Below are 19,139 nucleotides of genomic sequence, written 5' to 3' on the forward strand. Positions count from 1 at the left end.
TCGTCTGTTACGAGAAGTCGCGGAAGGCGAGCGCGAAGCCCGTCACCGCGATCACGGCGGCGGCTCCGTAGCCCAGAATTGACCACCAGCCGGCATGCAGATTTGCGGTGACGGCGACAATCGCGATAGCGAGGAAGACCATCACCATTCCGTAGAGCGGCGGAGTGGCCGCATATCGGTTGCGGCTCATCGGTTCACCTCCTTGGCGGTAGCCATCACCCGGTGGCGGACCAGATACCAGCCCCCGACTAAGGCCGGGATTGCCACCGCCAGCGTGCCGATGATCCAGTGGCCGCGCCGATGGTCGAGCATCATCAGCACCAGCACGGCCGCCAGGAACGCCAATGTGGCGTAGCCGCTATAGGGAGCCAACGGCATCCGGAAATGGGGCCGCTGCATTTTCCCCGCCTTGGCCGCGCGGTAGAGCCACAGCTGGCAAGCCACGATCGTGGCCCAGGCCGCCATCACGCCCATGGCAGCGATGTTGAGCACGATTTCGAAGGCCTGGCCCGGCTTGACCGCATTGAGCACGACTCCGAACAGTCCGACCATGCTGGTCAACAGGATGCCGCCATAGGGCACACCGTTTTTCGACATTCGCGCGGTGAACTTCGGGCCGCTGCCGTTGATCGCCAGCGAACGCAGAATCCGGCCAGTCGAATACAGTCCGGCGTTCAGGCTGGAAAACGCCGCGGTCAGGACCACCACATTCATCAGCGTTCCCGCGCCGCCGAAGCCGATCTTGGAAAAGAATGTGACGAACGGGCTTTCGTGTTCTTTGTAGGCGGTGTAGGGCAGCAGTAGCGCCAGCAGCGCAACCGACCCGATGTAGAAGATCGCGATGCGGGCCACCACCGAGTTGATGGCACGGGGCATGACCTTGTCCGGCTCGGCCGTTTCCCCGGCGGCGGTGCCGACGAGCTCGACTGCGGCATAAGAGAATACGACTCCGGAAGTCACGAGCACCAGCGGAAGCAGACCGGTCGGCAGGAATCCGCCGTGATCGGACCACAGACTTAGTCCGGTGTCCCGGCCGTCGATCTGGTAGCGCCCGGCCAAAAAAACCGTCCCGACGACCAGGAACGTCATCAGCGCGACCACCTTGATCAGCGCGGCCCAGAATTCCAGCTCACCGAAGAGTTTCACCGAAATCATGTTCACCGCCACCACCGCCACCAGCGCGATCAGCGCCAGCGTCCACTGCGGGATCACGTGAAACGCCGTCCAGTAGTGAAAGTAATTCGCGATCGCGGTGGAGTCCACGATTCCGGTCATCGACCAGTTCAGAAAGTACATCCAGCCGGCCACGAAGGCCGCCTTCTCACCGAAGAATTCGCGGGCGTAAGAAACGAACGATCCCGACGAGGGGCGGTGCAGCACCAGTTCGCCGAGCGCGCGCAGGATCAGGAACACGAAGGCGCCGCAGATCCCGTAGACGAGGAACAACCCCGGCCCCGCCGACTCCAGCCGCCCGCCGGCCCCGAGAAACAGGCCGGTTCCGATGGCGCCGCCGATCGCGATCATCTGCAGCTGCCGCGGTCGTAGCTCCTTGTGGTACCCGGCGTCTTCGCGAGTCAAGAAGTCCGCGGCCGCCTGGCGTACTGCCGGCGTCGGCGCGTCGGGCAGCGGTGGCATCGGATTCCTATCGTCGTGAGGCTGGGGGAAAGGGTATCCGACGGCGCCGCCTGGACATGCGGCATTCCTCTGAGCTGCGTTTTTCGATCGTCTGGGCGCTATTCGCTGCTAGATTCAAACGCCATGACGGACTCCAGTGGACTGTTGTTCAATCCGAACACCTACGACCCGCGGCAGTTCGACGCCGAGACGCGGCGTCAACTGCGGGCCCTGATCGACTGGTTCGAGATGCGCGGCAAGACGAAGTTGCTCACCGACGATCTTGACGCGGTGTGGGTCTCGGACTTTCTGGATTTCATCAAACAGGAGCGAATTTTCGCGACGTTCCTCACACCATCGGCGTATGGCGGGGGCGACCCGAACAAACGATGGGACACCTCTCGCAATGCCGCGCTCAGCGAGATCTTCGGGTTCTACGGGCTGGCGTATTGGTATGCCGAGCAGGTCACGATCCTGGGCCTCGGGCCGATCTGGCAGAGCGACAACATCAAGGCCAAGGAGCGCGCGGCCGAGCAACTCGAAGCGGGTGGCGTGATGGCGTTCGCGCTCTCCGAGCGCGAGCACGGCGCGGACATCTACAACACCGACATGCTGCTGACCCCGGTCGAAAGGGGCGAGAGCGGGGACGGACTGGTCTTCCGCGCGTCGGGAGAGAAGTACTACATCGGCAACGGCAACGTGGCCGGCATGGTGTCGGTGTTCTCGCGCCGCACCGACGTCGACGGTGCCGACGGTTATGTGTGGTTCGTCGCAGACAGTAGCCACCAGAATTACGAACTGATCGGCAACGTCGTGCACGGCCAGATGTACGTGAGCAACTTCCGGCTCAATGACTATCCGGTGTACGAGGAGGACATACTGTGCGCCGGGCCCGACGCGTTCTCGGCCGCACTCAACACCGTCAATGTCGGCAAATTCAACCTGTGCACCGCTTCAATCGGCATGTGCGAGCACGCGTTCTACGAAGCAATCACGCACGCAAACAACCGCATCCTCTACGGCAACCCGGTCACCGACTTCCCGCACGTGCGCGCGAGTTTCGTCGACGCCTACGTCAGATTGATCGCGATGAAACTGTTCAGCGACCGCGCGATCGACTACTTCCGCAGCGCCAGCCGAGAGGACCGCCGCTACCTGCTCTTCAATCCGGTCACCAAGTCGAAGGTGACCTCTGAGGGCGAAACGGTTGTCACTCTGCTCTGGGATGTCCTCGCCGCCAAAGGCTTCGAGAAGAACACTTACTTCTGCGAAGTCGCCCGGCTGATCGGCGCCTTGCCGCGGCTGGAAGGCACGGTGCACGTCAACGTCGCGCAGATCCTGAAATTTATGCCCAACTACCTTTTTAATCCCGCCGAGTACCCCGAGATCGCCACCCGCAACGACCCGGCGGATGACGTCTTCTTCTGGGCGCAGGGGCCGGCTCGGGGCGCGTCGAAGGTGCAGTTCGCCGATTGGACCCCGGTCTACGAAACATTCCTGGAGATACCGAACGTCGCTCGCTTCTATGAGCAGGCTCGTGCGCTCAAGGAACTGCTGGCCACGGCTGCGCCAGCTGCCGACCAGCAGCGCGACTTGGATTTCATCCTCGTCGTCGGGCACCTGTTCACGCTCGTCGTCTACGGCCAGTTGATCCTTGAGCAAGCCGATCTCCTCGAACTCGACCGTGACCTGGTGGACCAGATCTTCGACTTCCAAATCCGCGACTTCTCCGCGCATGCGATCGCATTGCACGGCAAGCCGAGTTCTACTTCGGCGCAACAGGAGTGGTCGCTGTCGGCGGTGCGCAAGCCGATCACAGATGCCGACCGCTTCGACCGGGTCTGGGAGCAGGTGAAGGCCTACGACGGCGCCTACACCATGCGCCCCTAGGCCCTGGCGGAGCGCTCGGCTCGCGACCTGACCAGTCGTGCGCCGAGTTCGTCCGAGGGCACCGGGTGGCCTTCGGCGCAACGGATTTCGACTGACGCGTCGGCGCCGCAGCCAAGATGGATCAGACCTAGCCGCCCCCGGTTCGGCAAGTGGCGTTGTCCCCACTGGAACATCGCCCAGACCACTGGCATGAAATCAATGCCGGCTTCGGTGAGGACGTATTCGTCGCGGCTGCGCTGCCCCGGCTCACGGTAGGGCCGCCGGGTCAGCAATCCGAGGTCGACCAGTTCCGCGAGCCGCGCCGCAGCGGCGGCCTTGGTGATGCCCACCCGGCGGGCGAAGTCGTCGAACCGGGTAGTGCCGTAGTAGGCCTCGCGCATGATCAGCATCGCCGATTTGGTGCCGACAACCGCCATGGTTTTCTCGACCGGGCACTCGCCGACCGCCGACCAGGTATCGCGGTCGACGAGGGATCCCTGCAGGAATGTCATCTAGCTCACCTCAATCCTGGGTTGTCTCCGCTGTACCTAGGGTGTATACCTGAGTATAGCAGACAATACTCAGCGTGGTTAAAGGAGGCTTCCGGACTGACGGTGAGAACCGTTGATACACAGGATGAAAGAAGGGTGACGGCCATGAACACGATCCGAGCCGCAGCGGTGCAAATCAGCCCGGTGCTGTACAGCCGGGAAGGGACCGTCGAGCGGGTGGTCGCCAAGGTCGAACAGCTGGCCCGGCAGGATGTGCGGTTCGCGACTTTTCCGGAAACCGTGGTCCCGTACTACCCGTACTTCTCGTTCGTGCAACGTCCATTCGAGATGCGGGCGGAACACCTTAAATTGATCGACCAGGCCGTCACGATCCCGTCGCCGACGACGGATGCGATCAGTGCAGCGGCCCGGCAGGCCGAAATGGTGGTGTCGATCGGTGTCACCGAGCGCGACGGCGGCTCGCTGTACAACACCCAGCTGCTGTTCGACGCCGACGGCGCGTTGCTTCAGCGCCGGCGCAAGATCATGCCGACCTATCACGAACGGATGATCTGGGGACAAGGTGACGGCAGCGGTCTGAGGGCTGTCGACAGCGCGGTCGGGAGGATCGGACAGCTGGCCTGCTGGGAGCACTACATCCCGCTGGCCCGTTATGCCCTGATCGCCGACGGCGAGCAGATCCACTCGGGCATGTGGCCGGGATCATTCGCCGGCGATCTGTTCGCCCAGCAGGCGGAGATCAGTGTGCGCAATCATGCGCTGGAGTCGGGTGCTTTCGTGGTGAACGCCACCGCCTGGCTGGATGCCGACCAGCAAGCGCAGATCATGGCCGATACCGGATGCCCGATCGGCCCTATTTCCAGTGGGTGTTTCACCGCGGTCATCACCCCGCAGGGCGAACTATTGGGTGAACCGGTTCGCACGGGTGAGGGCGAGGTAATCGCCGATCTCGACTTCTCGTTGATTGATGCCCGCAAGTCACAGATGGATGCCGGCGGCCACTACAGCCGGCCCGAATTACTCAGCCTGGTGGTGGACCGCACCCCGGCAGCACACGTGCATGACCGCTTCGATGAAGCTGCGGTCGTCGAGGTTGAGGAGGTTGGCTATGCCGCAGTCTGATTCGCGTGAGACCCGCTTCGATGGGGTCCGGGTGCGCTACGACAGTACGAAGAGCTACGACGAGCTGGTTGCCGCGTTACTTGCCGACGTCGGCAGCCGGCCGGTTCCGATCGACGATTTCCCGGAGGATTTCGACAGCTGGGACTCGTATGCCCAAGAGGTCGAATCCCACGTCGGCCCAAGCGGGTTCATGCTGTTCACGGTCTTCAACCACGGCGGATGGATCAAGAAGGCCGGCATTGACCGCAAAGTGTTGCGCGCCATCATCGGCAACCCGCTGATCGCGATCACGATGTTGCGGCACGACGTGACCGCGGGTCTCTTCGCCCCGGTCGAGTTGCTTGTCGCCGAGGAGGACAACGGGCACAGCAGCTTGATCTACGTCAACCCGTCATCGCTGATGGTTTACCAGTACAACCCGGAACTCGAGGCGGCCGCGCAGGAACTCGACGCCAAGTTGGCCGCGCTGGCCGCGAAGATAGCAGCCTAAAGGGGTTCAGCTCCCAGCTCCGCTGCCTCGTCGTGGCCGGGCGTAACGCGGTGACGCCAGCGCGTCCAACTCGTCGTCCGGATCGGGGAACAAACGGCCAACCGGGGCCGTTGACCCATTCGACAACCTGAGTGAACCAGACTCAACCTTTGGCTTGACAGCACCCCGGCAGCGGAGGCAGGCTTGAGCGGGGTTCACTCAGCGTAGTGCACTGACAAAGCTCGATTATCAGGGAGGATTCACTATGGCTCGTGCGGTCGGTATCGACCTCGGGACCACCAACTCCGTCGTCTCAGTTCTGGAGGGCGGCGACCCCGTCGTCGTCGCGAACTCCGAGGGCTCCCGGACCACGCCATCGGTCGTTGCGTTCGCCCGCAACGGCGAGGTCTTGGTCGGTCAGCCCGCCAAGAACCAGGCAGTGACCAACGTCGACCGCACCATCCGGTCGGTCAAACGGCACATGGGCACGGACTGGTCGATCGAGATCGACGACAAGAAATACACCGCGCAGGAGATCAGCGCCCGGGTTCTGATGAAGCTGAAGCGCGACGCCGAGGCTTACCTCGGTGAGGACATCACCGACGCGGTGATCACCACACCCGCCTACTTCAATGACGCCCAGCGTCAAGCGACCAAAGAGGCCGGCCAGATCGCCGGGCTGAACGTGCTGCGGATCGTCAACGAGCCGACCGCGGCCGCGCTGGCCTACGGCCTGGACAAGGGCGAGAAGGAACAGCGGATCCTGGTGTTCGACCTCGGTGGCGGCACTTTCGACGTCTCGCTGCTGGAGATCGGCGACGGGGTCGTGGAGGTCCGCGCCACCTCGGGTGACAACCACCTTGGTGGCGATGACTGGGACGACCGGATTGTCAGCTGGTTGGTCGACAAATTCAAGGCCTCCAGTGGCATCGACCTGACCAAAGACAAGATGGCCATGCAGCGGCTGCGGGAAGCGGCCGAGAAGGCCAAGATCGAGTTGTCCTCGTCGGGCAGCACGTCGATCAACTTGCCGTACATCACCGTTGACGCGGACAAGAACCCGCTGTTCCTCGACGAGCAGCTGACGCGTGCGGAGTTCCAGAAGATCACTCAGGATCTGTTGGACCGCACCCGTAATCCGTTCCAGTCGGTGATCAAGGACGCCGGCATTCCGGTGTCCGATATCGACCACGTGGTGCTCGTCGGTGGTTCCACCCGGATGCCCGCGGTGAGTGACCTGGTCAAGGAGATGACTGGCGGCAAGGAGCCCAACAAGGGCGTCAACCCCGACGAGGTCGTCGCCGTGGGTGCCGCGCTGCAGGCCGGTGTGCTCAAGGGCGAGGTGAAAGACGTTCTGCTGCTTGATGTTACGCCGCTATCCCTGGGTATCGAGACCAAGGGCGGCGTGATGACCAAGCTGATCGAGCGCAACACCACGATCCCGACCAAGCGGTCGGAGACCTTCACCACCGCCGATGACAACCAGCCGTCGGTGCAGATCCAGGTCTATCAGGGTGAGCGCGAAATCGCCTCGCACAACAAGCTGCTCGGCTCCTTCGAGCTGACCGGTATTCCGCCGGCGCCGCGCGGCGTGCCGCAGATCGAGGTCACCTTCGACATCGACGCCAACGGCATCGTGCACGTCACCGCCAAAGACAAGGGCACCGGCAAGGAGAACACGATCAAAATCCAGGAGGGCTCCGGCCTGTCCAAGGAGGAGATCGACCGGATGATCAAGGACGCCGAGGCGCACGCCGACGAGGACCGCAAGCGTCGCGAGGAGGCCGACGTTCGCAACCAGGCCGAATCGCTGGTCTACCAGACGGAGAAGTTCGTCAAAGACCAGCGCGAGGCCGAGGGCGGCTCCAAGGTTCCCGAGGACACCCTGACCAAGGTCGACGCGGCGATCGGCGAGGCGAAGACGGCGCTGGAGGGCACCGACATCGGCGCGATCAAGGCCGCGATGGAGAAGCTGGGCCAGGAGTCTCAAGCGCTGGGCCAGGCGATCTACGAGGCGACCCAGGCCGAGCAGCCCGCCGGCGGCGGCGCTGAGGCCGGCCCGAGCGGAGCCGATGACGTCGTCGACGCGGAGGTGGTCGATGATGACCGGGAGGCCAAGTGACCGAAGGCAACCCACACGAACCGGTAACCGTCACCGACAAGCGGCGGGTTGATCCCGAGACCGGCGAGGTACGACACGTGGCTTCCGAGCCGGCCCCGAGCGGGCCGGCCCCGGAAGCCGCGCCGGCGGACGCTTCCGACAAGGTCGCCGAGTTGACGGCCGATTTGCAACGGGCGCACGCCGACTTCGCTAACTACCGCAAGCGGGCGCTGCGTGACCAGCAGGCGGCGGCGGACCGTGCCAAGGCCACCGTGGTCAGCCAATTGCTGGGCGTGCTCGACGATCTCGATCGGGCACGCAGCCACGGTGATCTGGAGTCAGGTCCGCTGCGCTCGGTCGCCGACAAGCTGACCAGCACGCTGACCGGGCTCGGCCTGGCGGCGTTCGGCGCCGAGGGCGACGACTTCGACCCAGAGCTGCACGAGGCGGTCCAGCACGAAGGCGATGGGGCTGAAGGCTCGAGGCCGGTGATCGGCAACGTCATGCGGCAGGGCTACAAGCTCGGTGACCAGATTTTGCGGCACGCCATGGTCGGCGTGGTCGACACCTTTCCGGGAGAGGGCGCCGACACAGCCGATAACGACGCCAATAACGCCGAGCAGACCGCAGAATCAGAACCAACGGAGAATTAACGACGAGACAAATGCAGAAAGGTGAGAGGGGGTGACGCGAAATGGCCCAACGGGAGTGGGTCGAAAAGGACTTCTATAAGGAGTTGGGCGTCTCCCCTGACGCCAGCCAAGACGAGATCAAGCGGGTGGCCCGCAAGCTGCTCGCCGAGAACCATCCCGACCGCAACCCGGACAACAAGGCGGCCGAAGACCGCTATAAGGCAGTGTCCGAAGCCAAGGAAGTCCTGACGGATCAGGCCAAGCGCAAGGAGTACGACGAAACCCGCCGCCTGTTCGCGGGCGGCGGGTTCGGTCGCCGGTTCAACGGCGGCGACTTCGGCGGCGGCTTCAACGTGGGCGGCGACGGCGCCGAATTCAATCTCAACGATTTGTTCGACGCCGCCGGCCGCAGCGGCGGCACCAATATCGGCGACCTGTTCGGGGGCTTGTTCGGCCGGGGCGGCGCCCCGCGTCCGAGCCGGCCACGGCGTGGCAACGATTTGGAGACCGAGGCCGAACTGAGCTTCCTCGAGGCCACTAAGGGCGTGGCGATGCCATTGCGGCTCACCAGCCCTGCGCCGTGCACGAATTGCCATGGCAGCGGCGCGCGCCCGGGCACCAGCCCGAAGGTCTGCGCCACGTGTAACGGCTCCGGGGTCATCAGTCGCAACCAGGGCGCGTTCGGCTTCTCCGAACCCTGCACCGATTGCCGCGGCAGCGGGTCGATCATCGAGCACCCCTGCGACGAGTGCAAGGGCACCGGTGTCACCACCCGCACCCGCACCATCAACGTGCGGATCCCGCCGGGTGTCGAGGATGGGCAACGGATCCGGCTGGCCGGCCAGGGCGAGGCCGGGTTGCGGGGCGCTCCGTCGGGTGACCTGTACGTGACCGTGCATGTGCGGCCGGACAATGTTTTCGGTCGCGACGGTGATGACCTGACCGTGACAATTCCGGTCAGCTTCTCCGAATTGGCATTGGGTACCACGCTTTCGGTGCCGACGCTGGAGGGACGGGTCGGTGTTCGGGTGCCCAAAGGTACCGCCGACGGCCGCATCCTGCGGGTGCGTGGGCGCGGTGTGCCCAAGCGCGCCGGCGGTAGCGGCGATTTGCTGGTCACCGTCAAAGTCGCTGTCCCGCCGAACCTCGAAGGCGCCGCCCAGGATGCGTTGGAAGCCTACGCGGCCGCCGAACGGTCCAGCGGCTTCGACCCGCGGGCCGGATGGGCAGGTAACCGCTGATGGCCAAGAAAGACGACGCCCGCACGTTTCTGATCTCGGTGGCCGCCGAGCTGGCCGGTATGCATGCCCAGACCCTGCGTACCTACGATCGGCTCGGGCTGGTCAGCCCGCAGCGCAGTTCCGGTGGCGGACGGCGGTATTCGCCGCATGACGTCGAACTGCTCCGCGAGGTGCAGCGGCTCTCCCAAGATGAAGGCGTCAACCTGGCCGGCATCAAACGGATTATCGAGTTGACCAATCAAGTCGAAGCGCTGAAGTCGCGGCTCAGCGAGATGGCGACCGAAATCGAGGCATTGCGGGCCACTCAGCGGCGTGATGTCGCGGTGGTGCCCAAGAGCACCGCGGTGGTGGTCTGGCAACCCCGCCGGCCGCGCTGACTTCTGCCGCCAAACAGAAGCCACGGCTGTATTTTTCGCGGTTCTACGACCCTGGCTTCTGCTTCGCGATTACACCCGAATCGAGAACTGAGCGATTGCCGAGTCGCCCGGCTGCGCGCATCGGTAACCCCCACGCCGTAGTGCATCAGTCGGGGCGGCCATCGGCTCGAAGCACACCACATCCTCGCCGGGCGGAGCGAAAATCTGCGCCGCGGGATAACCCGACTCGAAATGCACTTCGATGCGTCGGCCACCACCAGACACGGCGAACACCGCGCCGTCGACGACCTGGTCATAGCCGTCGTCGAAAGTCTTGTCGCCCAGAGCTTCTCTGGTTGCCGGCTGCGGTGACGACTCGCCGGTGGGCAGGCCACGCTCGTCGAGGCTCAGGTGCCGCAGCGGCGGGGTCTCGACGATCCACTCGCTGCGCGCCACGTCCGGCAACTGAAGATACGGATGAAAGCCGAAGCACAGCGGCACGGCGGTGTTCCCGGTCGGTGTGATTGCCGTTCGCAGCGTCAGCGTCCGCCGCGAGAGTCGAACGGTCAGCGCCAGCAGATGCGGGAACGGGAAGCTGGACAGCAGTTCGGGATCCGCGCCGAAATCGACCTCGGCGGTCAGTTCGCTCGCGGATTCGGCCACCACCCGCCAGCGTGGATACGCCGCCAGCACACCGTGAATAGGCAGCCCGTGCGGATCGGCCCGCACCCCATTGCTCCCCGGCTCCAAGTTGACCGTCTCGCCCTCGGCGCGGTAAGTATTGGCCCCCAACCGATTTGCCCACGGATAGAGCAGTGGGATGCCCATCGTCTTACCGTCGGCGACGTAGGCGTCCAGCCCGCGGCGCTGGCCGAGCAGTTGCACATCGGAGTCCGTGAGTGAGGCGCCGATCATCCCGGCGTCCGGCACGAACTGGGCCTGCACGGCTGACGACGGGTCACGCAGTGTGACGATGTGCACGACCGCCAGCCTAACCTCAGCTGTGCAGCGGGTCGTGCTGGATGTGCTCCGGCGGTGTTCCTTTGGCGATCAGCGCCGCCTTGGTGGCGCGCACCATGTCCGGTCCACCACAGATCAGGATCTGGCGGTCACCCCAGCCGCCGTATCGGGTCACCACGTCGGGCAGTCGGCCCGTTTGCCGCACATGCAGCCCGCGCGGCGGCGTCACGTCGGGGTAGTCGGCGGCCCAAGCCGGGTCACCGCCGTACTCCGACACCGGGGACACCGACAGCCACGGGTTGTGCGCCGCGATCTGCCACAGCGTGGGCAGGTCGTAGAGCTCGCAGGGGTAACGACCGCCGAAAAACAGGTGCACCCGCGGATTCTGCCCAAAGCGGGCGAGGTCCATGACGATCGACCGCAGCGGCGCCAGGCCGGTGCTGCCGGCCACCATCAGCACGTCGCCGCCGTCGCGGTCGACGTGCATCCCCCCGTGCGGACTGGACAGCCGCCACCGGTCACCGGGCCGGGTTTCGCCGACGATGGCGGTACTGACCAGGCCGCCGGTAACCGCCCGGACATGGAATTCGATGGCGCCACCACCATCCGACGGGATGGCCGGCGTCAGGTAACGCCACCGCTGCGGGCATTGCGGGACCGCGACGTTGACGTACTGGCCGGGGTGATAGTGCAGCGGCCGGTTCAACTGCAACCGCACCACCGCCAGATCGCGCGACACCCGCAGGTGTTCGATCACGGTGCCGTCCCACCAGGCGGGGCCCTCATCGGCATCGGCGGCGCCGCTCATCACCCCGGTAATGAGGTTCAGCGACTGCCGCGCGGCCTCGTCGACGGCATCGGTCCAGGCGTGGCTCAGCCCGTCGCGCAGCGTCGCATACAACGCGCGCCGCAACGTCTCGTAATGCCTGGGGATGACGCCGTATTTGCGGTGGTCGCGGCCCAGCTGAGCCAAAAACGCCACCGGCGACTGTGCGCGCTGCGCGACCAGTTCGCCGTAGACCCAATGCAGCGCGTGGGCGAACGCGGCCCGTTGTCCGGCCATATCCGGCGGGAACAAATCGCGCAGTGCCACGTCGAGGGAAAACCAGCGGGCATAGAACTGGCCGACCAGCCCATCGGCGTCGGATGGGGCCTCGTCGTCGAACGCGGCGTGCAACACTCGCAGCGCATCTCGGTCGTCTAGGCCCACGGCCCACGATTTTAGGCCTGTTGAGGCGCATGGTCGCCGCGGCGAGCAAGGCTTCTGCCTAGAGAGAGTGAATTCCCTTGTAGAGCACCAGCAAACCGATCAGAACCAGGATCACCGCGAGCATCGCGGCGTTGTGGCGCTCCATCCAATCCTTGAGTCGGCCCAGCGGGTCGTGGAGGCGCTCACCCGCAGCGGCGTAGGCCAGGATCGGGATTGCGACCGACGACGCGGCGACCGCGACGAAAAATACCGCCGAGATCCATGCACGGGTGGCGCCCAGGCCGGCGCTGCCGATCGCCAAACCGGCCGCGGCGCAGATCAGCAGCACCTCGAGCCGGACCACTGCCAGCACCGCCCCCGTCACTCCGGCCCTGAACGGCGTGAGCGTGGTGAGCGACTGCATCCATCGCGGCGTCTCCGTGTGGCGGTGGCGGCTCAGCCACCGGTAGACGCCGAAGAGGATCAGCGCAGAGCCGACGACAATCCGCAACCACGACGCCCACGCCGGTGGCGACTCATGCAGCCCACCGAGCAACCCGGAGATCGCGACAAACAGAGCCGTCAGCCCAGCCAGGACCACCAACCAGCCAGCGAGAAACGCGAGACCGGTCGGCCGCGGTCGCGGAGTGTGCAATACCAGCACGGCGGGAATGATCGACAGTGGAGAAAGGCTGATCACCAGCGCGAGGGAAAGAAGTCCGGTCAGCGCCGAACTCCAGCTTCCTGCCACGCCAGCACCGTAACCCATGGCGCCCGCGCCCCACGGTCGCCGAGCGTGTCGCTCGTCGTCCTTCGGCGCGATCGCAGGTCTGGCCGGCGGCAACGTGGCCCGATGGGGCCGCGTTGAGTCGCACCGGGCTGCTTCGTCGTACCCTCGTCTCGAGCTCGACGTCGAACCGGCGCAGCGGTGAAACGGCCTCGTCGGCGATTCATCTCGCGTCAGGTCCGGCTGAGATCTCACCACATCGATACAAAGAAGTTGGGCGGCAGAGAAATTGGACACAGTGAACTGGTATCGGGTCAAGACGTCGCTCACCGGACTGAAGAGGCTGGCCACCCTGCCAGAGGCAGACAAGCAGGCATGCATCGACGCCTACAAGTTCTTCCAACGTATGCAGGCCGGCGAGCCGACCGAGACGGCGGATGAGACGAAAGCAGTCGCTGATTACTACAAGGTTCTCAACAACCTGCTGTCAGTGTTCGATCTGGAAAAGCTCTACATCCCGCCCATGCTCGACGAATCCGAGGGCTTGTACGGCAATCAGTTGCTGATCGAGAAGGCGGTGCTGGCCGAGCTGGATCTGAAGGATCCGGTGAACTCGCACCTGCTCGACATGGGGTGCGGACGGGGCCGGATCGCCCACCATTTCGCGACGATGACCGGTGGGCAGGTATCCGGCTACAACATCGATCCGAATCAGCTGGAAAACGCTGTGGACTGGGCCGACCGGTGTGCGATGAGCGAGCGGTTGCACTTTGCGTTCGGAGATCATCATCAACCGCTGAGATACGAGACAGAATCGTTCGACGGGTGCTTTTCCTTTCAGGCGGTCTGGCCGTTCTTCAAGCAACATGAACTGGACGCCCACGCCCGGGAGATGTACCGGGTACTCAAGCCGGGAGCGCGCTACGCCTGTTCGGAGTACCTGCTGACGCCCTACTTCGACTGGGGCAACGACGAGCACGTGGCGCTGCACCGACTCTTCCTGCCGACGCTGGCTGCCACGCAGTCGAGGTACCCGGACGAGGTATGCGGGGCGTTGGAGCGGGCCGGTTTCCGGATCCTGGTTTCGGCGCCATCGAAGAGCGAAGCGTGGCCGATCTGCGAGCAGAAGCGTGCCCTGATCCTGCGGGGCCTGCGCGTGGTCCGGGTACTGGCGGCGGCGCGGATCGCGCCGGCCTGGCTGGAAGAGGCCCTCGACCTACTTCAGAAGGGCGGGCAAGCCTGGAACGATGCGGAGAGAGCCAAGATCGCCGACTTGAACTGGCGGATCGTCGCCGAGAAGACGCGCTGAGCGGGCCGGCAACGAGTTAGCGAGCCCAGACCGGGACGGGCGCGCCGCAGCGGCGAAAAATTAGATAGACTTGAGCGGAACAGACTCAACCTTGACGACGTTGAACAACGCGACAAGCATTTTGCACACCCTTTTCACGCTCGAGGGGAGATAGTCGTGGACTCTTTCAACCCGACAACCAAGGCGCAAGCGGCGCTGACATCGGCCTTACAGGCGGCCTCCGCCGCCGGTAATCCCGAGATCCGGCCCGCTCATCTGCTGTTGGCGCTGCTGACGCAGAACGACGGGATCGCCGCGCCGCTGCTGGAGGCTGTCGGCGTCGAGCCCGCCACCATCCGCGCCGAAGCCCAGCGCCTACTCGACGCGCTGCCGCAGACCAGCGGCGCCAGCTCGCAGCCGCAGCTGTCGCGCGAATCGCTGGCGGCGATCACCACCGCCCAGCAGCTGGCCACTGAACTCGACGACGAATACGTCTCCACCGAGCACGTGATGGTCGGACTGGCTACCGGCGACTCCGAGGTCGCCAAACTGCTGACCGGTCACGGCGCCTCCCCGCAGGCATTACGCGAGGCATTCGTGAAGGTCCGCGGCAGCGCCCGGGTCACCAGCCCCGATCCGGAGGCCACCTACCAGGCGCTGGAGAAGTACTCCACCGACCTGACCGCGCGCGCCCGCGAAGGCGAACTCGACCCGGTCATCGGGCGCGACAACGAGATTCGCCGCGTCGTCCAGGTGCTGAGCCGTCGCACCAAGAACAACCCGGTGCTCATCGGTGAGCCCGGCGTCGGCAAAACGGCGATCGTCGAGGGCCTGGCCCAGCGCATCGTCGCCGGCGACGTGCCGGAGAGCCTGCGTGACAAGACCGTCGTCTCGCTGGACCTGGGTTCGATGGTGGCCGGCGCCAAGTACCGCGGCGAGTTCGAGGAACGGCTCAAGGCGGTACTCGACGACATCAAGAACTCCGCCGGCCAGATCATCACGTTCATCGACGAGCTGCACACCATCGTCGGCGCCGGCGCCACCGGCGAATCGGCGATGGACGCCGGCAACATGATCAAGCCGATGCTGGCTCGCGGCGAGCTGCGGCTGGTTGGCGCCACCACGCTCGACGAATACCGCAAGCACATCGAGAAGGACGCTGCCCTGGAACGCCGCTTCCAGCAGGTCTTCGTCGGTGAACCGTCGGTGGAAGACACCGTCGGGATCCTGCGCGGATTGAAGGACCGCTACGAGGTGCACCACGGGGTGCGCATCACCGACTCGGCGCTGGTTGCCGCGGCCACGTTGAGTGACCGCTACATCACCGCGCGGTTCTTGCCGGACAAGGCCATCGACCTGGTCGACGAGGCCGCGTCGCGGTTGCGGATGGAGATCGACTCGCGGCCCGTCGAAATCGACGAGGTCGAACGGCTGGTCCGCCGCCTCGAAATCGAGGAAATGGCGCTGGCCAAAGAGGAAGACGAGGCGTCGCGCGAAAGACTGGAGAAGCTGCGCGCCGAACTGGCCGACCACAAAGAAAAGCTGGCCGAGCTCACCACCCGGTGGCACAACGAGAAGAACGCCATCGACGTCGTCCGCGAGCTCAAGGAGCAACTGGACACGCTGCGCGGCGAATCCGACCGCGCCGAACGCGACGGCGACCTGGCCAAGGCCGCCGAGCTGCGCTACGGTCGCATCCCCGAGGTCGAGAAGAAGCTCGACGCGGCGCTGCCGTCCGCGCGGGCCCGCGAGGACGTCATGCTCAAGGAGGAAGTCGGGCCCGACGACATCGCCGACGTCGTGAGCGCGTGGACCGGCATCCCGGCCGGGCGGCTGCTCGAAGGCGAGACCGCCAAGCTGCTGCGGATGGAAGACGAGCTGGGCAAGCGGGTCGTCGGCCAGCGCAAGCCGGTGCAGGCGGTGTCCGACGCGGTCCGGCGCTCACGCGCCGGGGTCGCCGACCCCAACCGGCCGACCGGGGCGTTCATGTTCCTCGGCCCCACCGGCGTCGGCAAGACCGAGCTGGCCAAAGCGCTGGCCGACTTCCTGTTCGACGACGAGCGGGCGATGGTCCGCATCGACATGAGCGAGTACGGCGAGAAGCACTCGGTGGCCCGCCTGGTCGGAGCGCCGCCCGGCTACGTCGGATACGACCAGGGCGGTCAGCTGACCGAAGCGGTCCGCCGCCGGCCCTACACGGTGGTGCTCTTCGACGAGGTGGAAAAGGCCCACCCGGACGTGTTCGACGTGCTGCTGCAGGTGCTCGACGAGGGCCGGCTCACCGACGGGCAGGGCCGTACCGTCGACTTCCGCAACACCATCCTGATCCTGACGTCCAACCTAGGGTCGGGCGGCAACGAGGAGCAGGTGATGGCCGCGGTGCGGGCGACGTTCAAGCCCGAGTTCATCAACCGGCTCGACGACGTGCTGATCTTCGAGGGCCTCAACCCCGAAGAACTTGTGCACATCGTCGACATCCAGCTCGAGCAGCTGAGCAAGCGGCTGGCGCAGCGGCGCCTGCAGCTGGAGGTGTCGCTGCAGGCCAAGAAGTGGCTATCGCAGCGCGGATTCGACCCGGTCTACGGGGCGCGTCCGCTGCGGCGGCTGATACAGCAGGCCATCGGCGACCAGCTGGCCAAGATGCTGCTGGCCGGCGAGGTGCACGACGGTGACACCGTGCCGGTCAACGTCAGCCCCGACGGCGAGGCCCTCATTCTCGGATGAGCTCGAACGTCGACTTGTTGTGGACATTTCCCGGAAATCGCCCAACAAGTCGACGTTCGGCAGCGGGGGTGTGATGGGGTTGTGACCTGCAAGCATTCGTGATTCTTCACGAAAAGCAAGTAGGCTACGTGCGATGGTCCCGCTTTGGTTCACGCTCTCCGCGCTGTGCTTCGTCGGCGCGGTGGTGCTGCTTTACGTCGACATCGATCGACGCCGCGGGCGGGGCCGGCGCCGCAAATCCTGGGCGCGTTCGCACGGATTCGACTACGAGCCGGAATCCACCGACATCCTCCAGCGCTGGAAGCGCGGTGTGATGTCGACCGTCGGCAACATCCCGGCCCGCAACGTGGTGCTGGGCCAGATCCGCGGCGAAGCGGTGTTCATCTTCGACCTCGAGGAAGTCGCCACGGTGATCGCGCTGCACCGCAAGGTGGGCACCAACGTCGTGGTCGACGTCCGGCTCAAAGGCCTGAAAGAGCCGCGGGAGAACGACATTTGGCTGCTCGGCGCGATCGGGCCGCGGATGGTGTACTCCACCAATCTGGACGCGGCCCGGCGGGCATGCGACCGGCGCATGGTCACCTTCGCCCACACCGCACCGGACTGCGCCGAGATCATGTGGAACGAGGAGAACTGGACGCTGGTCAGCATGCCGATCGCCAGTACCCGCGCCCAGTGGGACGAGGGCCTGCGCACCGTGCGCCAGTTCAACGACTTGCTGCGGGTGTTGCCGCCGGTGCCCAAGCAGGCCGCGCTGAGCCAGTCGGCCGGCCGCCGTAACGCCGCGCCGAGTCGCCCGCTGGCCCCGACCGCCCGGGCGGAGGCGGCGCCGACGCGCACCGAAGCCTCCGGGCGATCCGAGCCGGCTCGGCGGGCACCCGACGAGGCCGTCCGTCGCCCGCCGCCGGACCGCAACGGCTACCAGGCCACGCATTATCAGCGTTGATATCTGACAGCTACGCTGTCGGTCATGCCGTCGCCCGTCGCCCTGATCACCGGGCCCACCTCGGGGATCGGCGCAGGATTCGCCCGCCGCTTCGCCGCCGACGGCTACGACCTGGTATTGGTTGCCCGCGATGCTGATCGGCTGGACCAACTGGCCGCCGAACTGCGCGACGAAGGCGGCCGCGCGGTCGAGGTGCTGCCGGCCGACCTGGCCGAGCCCGCCGACCGCGGCAAGGTCGCCGAGCGGCTCGCTGCCGGCGTCGACGTACTGGTCAACAACGCCGGCTTCGGCACCTCCGGCGAATTCTGGACCGCCGACCCCGCGCTGCTGCAGGCCCAGCTGGATGTCAACGTGACCGCGGTGATGCAGCTGACCCGTGCCGCGCTGCCGGCCATGGTCGACGCGGGTTCGGGCACCGTCATCAACGTCGCCAGCGTCGCCGGGCTGGTGTCGGGTCGCGGGTCGACCTACTCGGCGTCCAAAGCGTGGGTGGTGTCGTTCACCGAGGGGCTGGCCGGTGGGCTGAAGGGCACCGGGGTGGGAATACACGCGGTGTGTCCGGGCTTCGTACACACCGAATTTCACAGCCGCGCCGGGATCGACATGGCCTCGATGCCGTCGTTCATGTGGCTCGAGGTCGACGACGTGATCCGGGAAAGCTTGGCCGATATCGCGCGCGGCAAGGTGATCAGCGTTCCGGGCTTGCAATACAAGGCGCTTACCACGGCCGGGCGGATGGCGCCGCGAAGCCTGGTCCGCGGCTTTGCCAATGTGATCGGCCGGGGTCGTGGCCGCACCTGAGCCCGCCGACCGCGACGAGTTGGCCGACCTGGTGCGCCGACTCTCGGTGGTGCACGGCCGCGTCACGCTGTCGTCGGGGAAGCAGGCCGACTACTACGTCGACCTGCGCCGGGCCACCCTGCACCACCGCGCCGCCGCGCTGATCGGCCGGTTGATGCGCGAACTCACCGAAGACTGGCAGTACGCGGCCGTTGGCGGTCTGACCTTGGGTGCCGATCCCGTCGCCGCCGCCGTCATGCACGCGCCGGGACGCCCGATCGACGCGTTCGTCGTGCGTAAGTCGGTGAAAGCCCATGGCATGCAACGCCTTATCGAAGGCCCCGACATTTCCGGACAGCAGGTGCTGGTGGTCGAGGACACCAGTACCACCGGCGCTTCGGCGCTGACTGCGGTACGAGCGGTGCGTGACGCCGGCGCCGACGTGGTGGGTGTGGCGACGGTGGTGGATCGTGCGACCGGCGCAGCCGAAGCGATTCGAGCCGAAGGCCTGCCCTACCGCAGCGTGCTGAATCTCGCGGATCTAGGACTGCGTTAATTGTCTGGCGACAACCCGCTTCGCCCGGCCTTGCCACGCTTGCGATCGCTGCG

Annotated in this window: 18 protein-coding genes; 12 read left to right on the forward strand and 6 right to left on the reverse strand. The window is 65.6% G+C overall.

Features of this window, described 5'->3' with window-relative positions; genetic code table 11:
• Nucleotides 1-7: 7 nt before the first annotated feature.
• Nucleotides 8-190, reverse strand: a complete 183-nt coding sequence (locus tag AC5Y42_RS00620; RefSeq protein ID WP_499894962.1) for a hypothetical protein — start codon at nt 188-190, stop codon at nt 8-10.
• A complete protein-coding gene (locus AC5Y42_RS00625; protein ID WP_499894964.1) occupies nt 187-1,635 on the reverse strand; it encodes an amino acid permease in 1,449 nt (482 codons plus the stop codon). Before AC5Y42_RS00625 ends, AC5Y42_RS00620 begins: the two co-directional genes overlap by 4 nt.
• A gap of 123 nt (nt 1,636-1,758) precedes the next feature.
• On the opposite strand from AC5Y42_RS00625, the gene AC5Y42_RS00630 reads away from it, so the two are divergent.
• Nucleotides 1,759-3,504: an acyl-CoA dehydrogenase family protein gene (locus AC5Y42_RS00630; RefSeq protein WP_499894966.1), complete on the forward strand. Its 1,746-nt coding sequence runs from the start codon at nt 1,759-1,761 to the stop codon at nt 3,502-3,504.
• On the opposite strand, the gene AC5Y42_RS00635 is transcribed toward AC5Y42_RS00630, so the two are convergent.
• Entirely contained in the window at nt 3,501-3,995 is a 495-nt protein-coding gene (locus AC5Y42_RS00635) for a winged helix-turn-helix transcriptional regulator (RefSeq protein ID WP_499894968.1), read from the reverse strand. The genes AC5Y42_RS00630 and AC5Y42_RS00635 overlap by 4 nt on opposite strands.
• Nucleotides 3,996-4,139: 144 nt before the next feature.
• Between AC5Y42_RS00635 and AC5Y42_RS00640 the strand changes: the two genes are divergently transcribed.
• The 6 genes from AC5Y42_RS00640 (at nt 4,140) to AC5Y42_RS00665 (ending at nt 9,937) form a co-directional block, all read left to right on the forward strand.
• Nucleotides 4,140-5,117, forward strand: coding sequence for a nitrilase-related carbon-nitrogen hydrolase (locus AC5Y42_RS00640; RefSeq protein ID WP_499894970.1), 978 nt, complete (start codon nt 4,140-4,142; stop codon nt 5,115-5,117).
• Entirely contained in the window at nt 5,104-5,607 is a 504-nt protein-coding gene (locus tag AC5Y42_RS00645; protein ID WP_499894971.1) for a DUF302 domain-containing protein, read from the forward strand. The genes AC5Y42_RS00640 and AC5Y42_RS00645 overlap by 14 nt, the downstream gene beginning before the upstream one ends.
• A gap of 244 nt (nt 5,608-5,851) precedes the next feature.
• Nucleotides 5,852-7,708: a molecular chaperone DnaK gene (dnaK, locus tag AC5Y42_RS00650; protein WP_499894973.1), complete on the forward strand. Its 1,857-nt coding sequence runs from the start codon at nt 5,852-5,854 to the stop codon at nt 7,706-7,708.
• Complete coding sequence (gene grpE / locus AC5Y42_RS00655) at nt 7,705-8,340, forward strand: nucleotide exchange factor GrpE (RefSeq protein ID WP_499894974.1); 636 nt, start codon at nt 7,705-7,707, stop codon at nt 8,338-8,340. Before dnaK ends, grpE begins: the two co-directional genes overlap by 4 nt.
• Nucleotides 8,341-8,381: 41 nt before the next feature.
• Nucleotides 8,382-9,560, forward strand: a complete 1,179-nt coding sequence (gene dnaJ / locus AC5Y42_RS00660) for a molecular chaperone DnaJ (RefSeq protein WP_499894977.1) — start codon at nt 8,382-8,384, stop codon at nt 9,558-9,560.
• Nucleotides 9,560-9,937 (forward strand): heat shock protein transcriptional repressor HspR, encoded by a 378-nt coding sequence (locus tag AC5Y42_RS00665; RefSeq protein WP_499894978.1) that lies wholly within the window; start codon nt 9,560-9,562, stop codon nt 9,935-9,937. Before dnaJ ends, AC5Y42_RS00665 begins: the two co-directional genes overlap by 1 nt.
• A 69-nt stretch (nt 9,938-10,006) precedes the next feature.
• Here the strand turns inward: AC5Y42_RS00665 and AC5Y42_RS00670 are convergent, their stop codons facing one another.
• Genes AC5Y42_RS00670 through AC5Y42_RS00680 form a run of 3 tightly spaced genes read right to left on the reverse strand, consistent with a single transcriptional unit; the run spans nt 10,007 to nt 12,816 of the window.
• Nucleotides 10,007-10,897 carry an aldose 1-epimerase gene (locus AC5Y42_RS00670; RefSeq protein ID WP_499894980.1) on the reverse strand — a complete coding sequence of 297 codons (891 nt, stop codon included), beginning with the start codon at nt 10,895-10,897 and terminating at the stop codon, nt 10,007-10,009.
• A gap of 16 nt (nt 10,898-10,913) precedes the next feature.
• On the reverse strand, nt 10,914-12,086 hold the full coding sequence (locus AC5Y42_RS00675) for an FAD-binding oxidoreductase (protein WP_499894982.1): 1,173 nt from the start codon (nt 12,084-12,086) through the stop codon (nt 10,914-10,916).
• A gap of 58 nt (nt 12,087-12,144) precedes the next feature.
• Entirely contained in the window at nt 12,145-12,816 is a 672-nt protein-coding gene (locus tag AC5Y42_RS00680; RefSeq protein ID WP_499894984.1) for a GAP family protein, read from the reverse strand.
• A gap of 274 nt (nt 12,817-13,090) precedes the next feature.
• Between AC5Y42_RS00680 and AC5Y42_RS00685 the strand changes: the two genes are divergently transcribed.
• The 5 genes from AC5Y42_RS00685 to pyrE all read left to right on the forward strand — a co-directional run bounded on the left by AC5Y42_RS00685 (nt 13,091) and on the right by pyrE (nt 19,086).
• Nucleotides 13,091-14,101, forward strand: coding sequence for a class I SAM-dependent methyltransferase (locus AC5Y42_RS00685; protein ID WP_499894986.1), 1,011 nt, complete (start codon nt 13,091-13,093; stop codon nt 14,099-14,101).
• Between the two features lie 156 nt (nt 14,102-14,257).
• A complete protein-coding gene (gene clpB, locus AC5Y42_RS00690; RefSeq protein ID WP_499894988.1) occupies nt 14,258-16,804 on the forward strand; it encodes an ATP-dependent chaperone ClpB in 2,547 nt (848 codons plus the stop codon).
• A gap of 133 nt (nt 16,805-16,937) precedes the next feature.
• The gene (gene ttfA, locus AC5Y42_RS00695; protein ID WP_499894990.1) at nt 16,938-17,750 is read left to right on the forward strand and encodes a trehalose monomycolate transport factor TtfA; all 813 of its coding nucleotides are present in this window, start codon (nt 16,938-16,940) and stop codon (nt 17,748-17,750) included.
• A gap of 24 nt (nt 17,751-17,774) precedes the next feature.
• Complete coding sequence (locus AC5Y42_RS00700) at nt 17,775-18,551, forward strand: SDR family NAD(P)-dependent oxidoreductase (RefSeq protein ID WP_499894992.1); 777 nt, start codon at nt 17,775-17,777, stop codon at nt 18,549-18,551.
• Nucleotides 18,538-19,086, forward strand: a complete 549-nt coding sequence (gene pyrE / locus AC5Y42_RS00705; RefSeq protein ID WP_499894995.1) for an orotate phosphoribosyltransferase — start codon at nt 18,538-18,540, stop codon at nt 19,084-19,086. Before AC5Y42_RS00700 ends, pyrE begins: the two co-directional genes overlap by 14 nt.
• Nucleotides 19,087-19,139 lie beyond the last annotated feature (53 nt).

The sequence above is a fragment of the Mycobacterium sp. NGS48 genome, from assembly GCF_059812585.1.

Excerpts from the sequence above, each read along its gene's own strand:
- AC5Y42_RS00620 (WP_499894962.1), bottom strand. The coding sequence starts at position 190 with ATGAGCCGCAACCGATATGCGGCCACTCCGCCGCTCTACGGAATGGTG.
- AC5Y42_RS00625 (WP_499894964.1), bottom strand. The coding sequence starts at position 1,635 with ATGCCACCGCTGCCCGACGCGCCGACGCCGGCAGTACGCCAGGCGGCC.
- AC5Y42_RS00630 (WP_499894966.1), top strand. The coding sequence starts at position 1,759 with ATGACGGACTCCAGTGGACTGTTGTTCAATCCGAACACCTACGACCCG.
- AC5Y42_RS00635 (WP_499894968.1), bottom strand. The coding sequence starts at position 3,995 with ATGACATTCCTGCAGGGATCCCTCGTCGACCGCGATACCTGGTCGGCG.
- AC5Y42_RS00640 (WP_499894970.1), top strand. The coding sequence starts at position 4,140 with ATGAACACGATCCGAGCCGCAGCGGTGCAAATCAGCCCGGTGCTGTAC.
- AC5Y42_RS00645 (WP_499894971.1), top strand. The coding sequence starts at position 5,104 with ATGCCGCAGTCTGATTCGCGTGAGACCCGCTTCGATGGGGTCCGGGTG.
- dnaK (WP_499894973.1), top strand. The coding sequence starts at position 5,852 with ATGGCTCGTGCGGTCGGTATCGACCTCGGGACCACCAACTCCGTCGTC.
- dnaJ (WP_499894977.1), top strand. The coding sequence starts at position 8,382 with ATGGCCCAACGGGAGTGGGTCGAAAAGGACTTCTATAAGGAGTTGGGC.
- AC5Y42_RS00665 (WP_499894978.1), top strand. The coding sequence starts at position 9,560 with ATGGCCAAGAAAGACGACGCCCGCACGTTTCTGATCTCGGTGGCCGCC.
- ttfA (WP_499894990.1), top strand. The coding sequence starts at position 16,938 with ATGGTCCCGCTTTGGTTCACGCTCTCCGCGCTGTGCTTCGTCGGCGCG.
- AC5Y42_RS00700 (WP_499894992.1), top strand. The coding sequence starts at position 17,775 with ATGCCGTCGCCCGTCGCCCTGATCACCGGGCCCACCTCGGGGATCGGC.